The sequence below is a fragment of the Corallococcus sp. AB030 genome (genome assembly GCF_003668965.1).
GTDB classification, from domain to species: Bacteria; Myxococcota; Myxococcia; order Myxococcales; family Myxococcaceae; genus Corallococcus; species Corallococcus exiguus.
The window spans coordinates 1-6496 of sequence record NZ_RAWQ01000334.1; the positions used below are offsets into that span (position 1 = coordinate 1).

The window sequence follows — 6496 nt, forward strand, 5'->3', positions numbered from 1 at the left end:
GGGGAAGGTCGTCGTGCTCGCCCGGACTCCCGGCGGCAGCTCGCTGAAGTACACCCCTCCCCGCTCGAGGAAGTGGGGCAGCATCCGGGCCTGGGCGGGGTCCAGCGCGTCCAGCGCGGAGCCCAGGAAGGCCCACGTCTCCGCGCCCACGTCCAGCGCGCCCCAGTGGCAGGCCCGGTCCACGCCCTCCGCCGCGCCCGACACCACCCCCACCCCTGACTCCGCCACCTTCCGGGCGAAGGAGCGCGCGAACGGCAGGAAGCCCTGATCCGGATGGCGGCTGCCCACCATCGCCAGCCTGCGGCGTGGCGGCCCCGGGTTGCCCAGGAAGAACAGCAGCGGGGGCGCGTCCTCCAGCCCCACCATCCGGGCGGGATAGGCTGGCGAGCCCGCGAAGGCCACCTGGAGCCCCGTCCGGGCACAGGCCTCTTCCGTCCGGGACGCCAGGGCGTCCAGCGATGCGACGGCGGCCAGCCGCTGGCGGACGGTCGCGGGCACCGGCACGTCCGCCACCCAGTCCCGCACGGGCGTGGACGCGAGCCGGGACAGCGCCCCACCGGCGAACGCGCGCACGGCGTCCAACGTCCGGGGCCCCAGGCCAGCAATGGCCCAGAGCGCCAGGGTGGCGCGCTGCTCGTCCCAGTGTAGGTGCGTATCCGTGTTTGTGTCCGCCATGCCGTCCCCGCCTGTTTCCCACCTATATAGAGGTGGTCCCGGGAGGGGCGTGACACATAACACCGGTTCTTCGAGGGTCAAGCGACCCGCCCTTCCCGGGCGGGTCGGAATGCAGCATTCCTGCCGATCGCCGCCTTGGGTCAGCGGCTGGCGGTGGGCGTTCCGTCCTTGCGCATGGTGGCGCGGTCGCCGGCGGAGATCTCCACCATGGACCGGGTCATCAGGCAGTTGGAGGTGCGCTCACGCACTTCGGTGACCATGCACTGGGCCACGGCCTCCCAGGGGTAGGCCTTCTGCTCCTTGCCCGCGTCGCCCATCTTGTAGTCGCTGCGGCCGAGCACGTCCTTGCTGGGGTCGCCGCGGCGCTCGATGGTGAACGTGTTGCCCACCTGGACGCCGTCCGCGGTGCCGCGGTCCACGACGATGAAGTTGTGCTCGCCCAGCAGCGTCTGGCCCGGCGTCATCGGCGTGAGCACGAAGCCGGGGATCTCCTTGCTGTTGGGCTTGGGGGCGATGCGCTCCGACAGCTTCTCGCTGGAGGGGCCCACCAGGTCGCCACGCGCGATGGGGTCCCACGTCTCCATGATGCGCGCGGTGACCACGTCGTTGTTGATGGAGACGACCTGCACCGTGCCCAGGAGCTCCGTGAGGTAGCCCGTGCGCGCGTTGGACACCGGGTGCTTCACCTCTTCCACGGTGTGGAAGATGACGTAGCGGTCGCCAATCTTGGCGGACCCGCGCTTCTTGAAGCGCAGGTAGACCTTCTCCGGGGCGGAGAGCATCAGCGCCTCGGAGGTCGAGCCCTCGATGCGGCCCGCCTCGTCCAGCTCGCGCGTCGTCACGAAGCCCTTGGTCGTCACCGGGCTGGAGGCGGACGGGTCGAAGCCGATCTTCCCGACCACCGACACCAGTCGGCCGCCGCTCACGTCCGTGGGCGCAGCCACGTCGTCGGAGGGCAGGTCACCGGCCTCCACGCGCGAGGGCACCTCCTCGCCGCCGGGGAAGAACTTCACGTTGTTGCCCGGGTAGATCCAGTGCGGGTTGGCGATCTGCGGGTTGTAGGACCAGACCTTGGGCCAGTACCAGGGGCTGCCCAGGTAGCGCTGGGACAGGTCCCACAGCGTGTCGCCCGTCTCCACCGTGTGCACCTGACCGGGCGCGCTCTCACGGCCCTGCGCGGCGCCGGGCGGGAGCGTGACGGAGGTGGGGCGCTGCTCCACGTCGTCGGAGATGTCCTGCCCTTCCGTCTCGGAGGACGACTGGGATTCATCCTCCTGCGCGTCCTGGGCGAAAGCCGTCCATGCCGGCGCGACGGTGAGGGGCACGAGCAGGGAGGCGAGGATCCGGGAGCGCATCGGACGACTTCCTTTCACAAAAAGGGCTTACGGCGAGAGCGCGGCGAGCCGCTGCTCCGCCTGCGTGGCGGCGGCCGTCCCCGGGAACTGGGTGACGACGCGGGTATAGAGGGCTCGGGCATCCACGGCCTGGTTCAGCCGCACCCGGCACTCCGCGAGCCGGAGCATGCCGTCCTGGACGGCATCCCCGGCGGGGTAGTTCTTGATGAGTTTCTCGAACGTCTTGGCCGCGCCGGTCGCGTCCTTGAGCCCCATCTGGCCCAGGCCGCTGAAGTACAGGGCGTTGTCGGCGCGAGGGTGGCGCGGGTTCTCCGCCGCGAAGCGCGTGAGCGTCTCCACGCCGCCTTCCACGTTGCCGGTGCGCAGCATGGCCACCGCGCGCTCGTACTCGGCGTCGAGGATGTCCGGATCCTTCTCCGGCGGCTCCATGCGGGTGGCCGTGGTGGAGGCCATCGAGCCTCCCAGGCTGACCGAGCCCGTCCCCGACGAGCCCTCCACCGGAGAGATGAACATCTCCATCTGGTCGGTGTCCGGCTCCATCACCGCCACCGCCGTGTTGATGCGCGGCGCGGGTTCCTTCTTCGGCTTGAGCCGGACCACCGTCAGCTCCGCCGGCGCCAGCCCCAGCGGCTCGCCCACTTCCGGCGAGGCGGCCTCCGGCTTCGCGCTCGCGGTGGCCTTCGGGGACGACGCGGCGGGGGCCGGGGCAGCGGCGCGGGCGCGCGAGACGGCGTCGCGGTTCTCCAGCCGCTCCAGGCGCTCGATCAGCGACGACTGGGCCGCGCGCAGCGTGCGCACCTCAGCCTCCAGCCGGCCCACTTCCGTCTGCGAAGCAGCGGTGGTGGCACAGGCGGTCGGCGCGGACAGCGCGACGGCGGCAAACAGGCGGAAGAGGAAGGGACGCACCGGCACGAGCCTGGACGGAGGGAATTCCAGGTCGAGGATAGGAAGGCCGGTCGGAGACCGTCAAGAAAACGACCCCGGCGGGCCTCCGCTAGAAGCGGTGCAGCACGAAGTTGAGGTGCCGCCCTGTGCGCCCCGCGTCCCGGCGGTGGGAGAAGAACCGCTCTGGATCACACGCCGTACAGGCCTGTAGCACGTCCACCTGCTCCGGCTTCAGGCCCGCCTTTGTGAGGGACGACTTCACCGCGAGTGGAAGATCCAGGTGCGGCCTGGCTCCCGCGCGGACGACGTCCGGACCAAAGCGTGCGCGGAAGCGGTCGCCCAGCTCCGGGGAGACCTCGTAGCAGCACGCCTGGATGCAGGGGCCCACCGCCGCGAGCAGGTCCTCCGGCCGGCTGCCCCTCGCCACCAGCGCCTCCACCGTGCGGGCGCTGATCTCCAGGTCCGTGCCCTTCCATCCTGAGTGCACCGCCGCCACGCGCCGGGCTCGCGGATCCACGATCAGCACCGGCACGCAGTCCGCGGTGCCCACCGCCACCCAGCTGCCCTCCCCTTCCGTCCACAGCGCGTCCGCCTCACCCAGCGTCGGGCGCAGCACGTCGTCGGCTTCGCCGCGAGCCTCCAGCACCGTGTCGCCGTGCACCTGCGACACCCGGCAGAGCGAGCCCAGACGCGCGCCCGCGGCCTGGGCCAGCCGGCGGTGGTTCTCCTCCACGTGGGGACGCTCGTCGCCCACGGAGAAGCCCAGGTTGAGGGACGCGTAGGGCCCCTCGGACACCCCACCCGCGCGCGTGGCGAAGCCGTGGGGCACCGGCAGCAGCGCGGAGGTGAGGAACACGGTCGGGGTCATGGGCGGAACTCCTCTTTCCGGACGCGGTCTTCGGGACTACCGCCACCGTGCCACGGGTACAGCCCGTGAAAACAGGAACATGCCGAGGAACAACACCCCCATTTCAATATTTCGACACCAGTACGTTTGACAGGGCGTGTCATGCCCCTGACAATTTTGAACACTCCGTCACTCGCGGACAGAACGCGAATGCACGAAGCACACTGCGCCCCGCACATGGCCCTCGGTTCCGAGACGATTGGCAGGAAGCTCTTGTGGAGCATCGCGCTGCCCGGGTTGGTGGTGGCGCTCCTGGGCGTGGGGCACTTCTCGCGCGAAGCCCGGCAGGCGGTGCGTGAAGGCACGCACCTGGAGGCGCTCGCGTTGGCGGAGGCCGTGGCCTCCACCTTCACGCTGCCGCAGGCGCCGGGCGCGGCACCGCATGGCGCGGTCGCGGACGTGCTGTCGTCGGACACGCGGCTGTTCCGCTCCGTGGAGGACCTGCGGGTCCTGACGCCGGACGGGCGCATCCGGTGGAGCAGGCGGCCTGCCGAGCAGGGCCATCCGCACCCGGAGGCCGCGCGGCTGTCCGCGACGGGGCCGGAGACAGCGCGCTCCAGCGACCACGGCACGGAGGTGGTGCGGCCCCTGGGCGGTCCGGAGTGCTCCGGCTGTCACACCGGCGAAGCCGCGCAGCGCATGGGCGTCCTGCAGGTGCGCATGGGCGAGCCCGCGCTGACCCGCCAGCTCCAGACGGTGTTCCAGGACGCGCTCGGTGCGATGGTGCTCTTCGTGGGCATCCTGGGGCTCGTCACGTGGCTGTCCCTGCGCTTCGTGCTCACCGCGCCGCTCAAGCGGCTGAGCGAGGCCATGGGCCGCGCGGCCGACGGCGACCTGCTGGTGCGCGCGGAGGCCCGGAGCACGGACGAGATTTCCCGGCTGGGCGCGGCCTTCAACCAGATGCTCGCGCGGCTCACCTCCATGAAGGTGGAGGAGATCGACACGCACCGAGACCTGCAGCTGGTGAAGGAGAAGCTGGCGCTGAAGGACGAACTGGAGGAGCGCCTGACGGAGCTGTCGCTGCTGTTCGACGTGGCCCGCTCGCTCAACACCACGCTGGAGCTGGACGAGCTCCTGTCGCGCATCACCCGCCTGGTGGTGGAGCGGCTGCACATCCCGGACTTCTCCATCATGCTCCTCAACGAGGAGGGCATGCTGGAGGTGAAGCACGCGTGGCCGCAGGGCCGGGGCCTGGAGGGCCACACCTTCGCCATGGGCGAGGGCGCGTGCGGCCGGGCCGCCCAGACGCGCAAGGCCGTGTACCTGCCGGACCTCACGGACAGCACCAGCATCTTCGCGCGGCGCGGGCTGCGCGGCGGCTCGGAGCACGGTTCGCTGCTGGCGGTGCCCATGGTGCACGCGGACACGCTCCTGGGCGTCATCAACTTCCAGCGCCCGGAGACGGCGAGCATCTCCGCGGAGGAGATCGAGCTCTTCACCGCGGTGGCGGATCAGGCCGCGACGGCGGTGACGAACGCGCGCCTGCACGCGGAGACGGTGAAGCTCACGCTGACGGACGCGCTCACGGGCGTGCCCAACCGCCGCCACCTCTTCCAGCGGCTGGACCTGGAGCTCGCGCGAGCCCAGCGCTTCGGCGTGCCGCTGGCGCTGCTGATGGTGGACGTGGACCACTTCAAGCGGCTCAACGACCTGGCCGGCCACCGCGCCGGAGACGAGACGCTGCGCCGGGTCTCCGACGTGCTCCGGACCCGCGCGCGCAAGGTGGACACGCTGGGGCGCTACGGCGGCGAGGAGTTCGTGCTGCTGCTGCCACAGGTGTCCAAGGCCACGGCGGTGGAGGTGGCGGAGACGCTGCGCCGCGCGGTGGCGGACTCCGTCACGCTCAGCCGTCCGGGGCTGCCCGGAGGCCACGTCACGGTGTCCATCGGCGTCTCGCACTTCCCCACGGACGCGTCGGCGCAGGACATGCTGGTGGATTGCGCGGACTCGGCGCTCTATTGCAGCAAGCGGACGGGCCGCAACCGGGTGACGGCGTTCGAGGCCGGCATGGAGGTCCACCCCGGACGCGAGCGCAGCATCAGCGCGCCGCCCTCGGACGCGCCCTCCACGCCGCCCGCGCCCTCCGGCATCGCGAAGGCCTGAGCGCGGGGCGCCAGGGCGCCCTGCCCGGCGCTACCGCTGCACGAGCGTGCGGACCACGGGGAGCATCAGGTCCGCCCACTCCTCGTAGCCCACCGCGGACGGGTGGAAGCCATCCGAGCAGAAGAAGTCCGGGCGCCGGGGGATCATCTCCCGGCTGGCGGTGAACAGGTCCACCAGGTGCAGCCCGTGCGCGCGGGCCACGGAGGCGATGGCCTGGTTGAACGGCTCGATGCGCCCTTCATACAGCGCGCTGGGCACCATCTTCGCCACCGGCGCGAGCGCCATGTCCGCCAGGTTCACCACCACCATGGACGCGCCGGTCTGCTTCAGCCGCCGGGCGATGCGGTCCAGGTCGTCCTGGAACTCCGCCACCTCGGTGCCGCGCCAGATGTCGTTGGTGCCCACGCCCAGGGTGATGAGCGTGGGCTGCAACGCGATGACGCGCTTGAGGGCGTTGTTGACGATGTCGCGCACGCGCGCGCCGCTCTGCCCCAGGTTGGTATGGCCCACGGGCAGGCCGTCCTTGCGGAGGCGGGAGGCGAGCCGGTCGGGATAGCCCCCGCCCTGCGAC

Annotated in this window: 6 protein-coding genes; 1 reads left to right on the forward strand and 5 read right to left on the reverse strand. The window is 71.4% G+C overall.

Features of this window, described 5'->3' with window-relative positions; all coding sequences use genetic code 11:
- The 4 genes from D7Y15_RS41505 to pgeF all read right to left on the reverse strand — a co-directional run.
- The coding region (locus D7Y15_RS41505) for a DNA-processing protein DprA (protein ID WP_199746056.1) at positions 1-675 on the reverse strand (675 nt) is incomplete at its 3' end.
- Positions 676-815: 140 nt separating this feature from the next.
- The gene (locus D7Y15_RS41510; protein ID WP_120575581.1) at positions 816-2030 is read right to left on the reverse strand and encodes a LysM peptidoglycan-binding domain-containing protein; all 1215 of its coding nucleotides are present in this window, start codon (positions 2028-2030) and stop codon (positions 816-818) included.
- 27 nt (positions 2031-2057) lie between these two features.
- The gene (locus tag D7Y15_RS41515; RefSeq protein WP_121756026.1) at positions 2058-2942 is read right to left on the reverse strand and encodes a tol-pal system YbgF family protein; all 885 of its coding nucleotides are present in this window, start codon (positions 2940-2942) and stop codon (positions 2058-2060) included.
- An 82-nt stretch (positions 2943-3024) separates the two neighbouring features.
- Entirely contained in the window at positions 3025-3783 is a 759-nt protein-coding gene (pgeF, locus tag D7Y15_RS41520; protein ID WP_121756027.1) for a peptidoglycan editing factor PgeF, read from the reverse strand.
- A 216-nt stretch (positions 3784-3999) separates the two neighbouring features.
- On the opposite strand from pgeF, the gene D7Y15_RS41525 reads away from it, so the two are divergent.
- Positions 4000-5925: a diguanylate cyclase gene (locus tag D7Y15_RS41525; protein ID WP_121756028.1), complete on the forward strand. Its 1926-nt coding sequence runs from the start codon at positions 4000-4002 to the stop codon at positions 5923-5925.
- Between the two features lie 30 nt (positions 5926-5955).
- Here D7Y15_RS41525 and D7Y15_RS41530 read toward each other — a convergent pair.
- On the reverse strand, positions 5956-6496 hold a 541-nt coding region (locus D7Y15_RS41530; protein ID WP_148713013.1), incomplete at its 5' end, for an SGNH/GDSL hydrolase family protein.

Excerpts from the sequence above, each read along its gene's own strand:
- pgeF (WP_121756027.1), bottom strand. The coding sequence starts at position 3,783 with ATGACCCCGACCGTGTTCCTCACCTCCGCGCTGCTGCCGGTGCCCCAC.
- D7Y15_RS41525 (WP_121756028.1), top strand. The coding sequence starts at position 4,000 with ATGGCCCTCGGTTCCGAGACGATTGGCAGGAAGCTCTTGTGGAGCATC.
- D7Y15_RS41510 (WP_120575581.1), bottom strand. The coding sequence starts at position 2,030 with ATGCGCTCCCGGATCCTCGCCTCCCTGCTCGTGCCCCTCACCGTCGCG.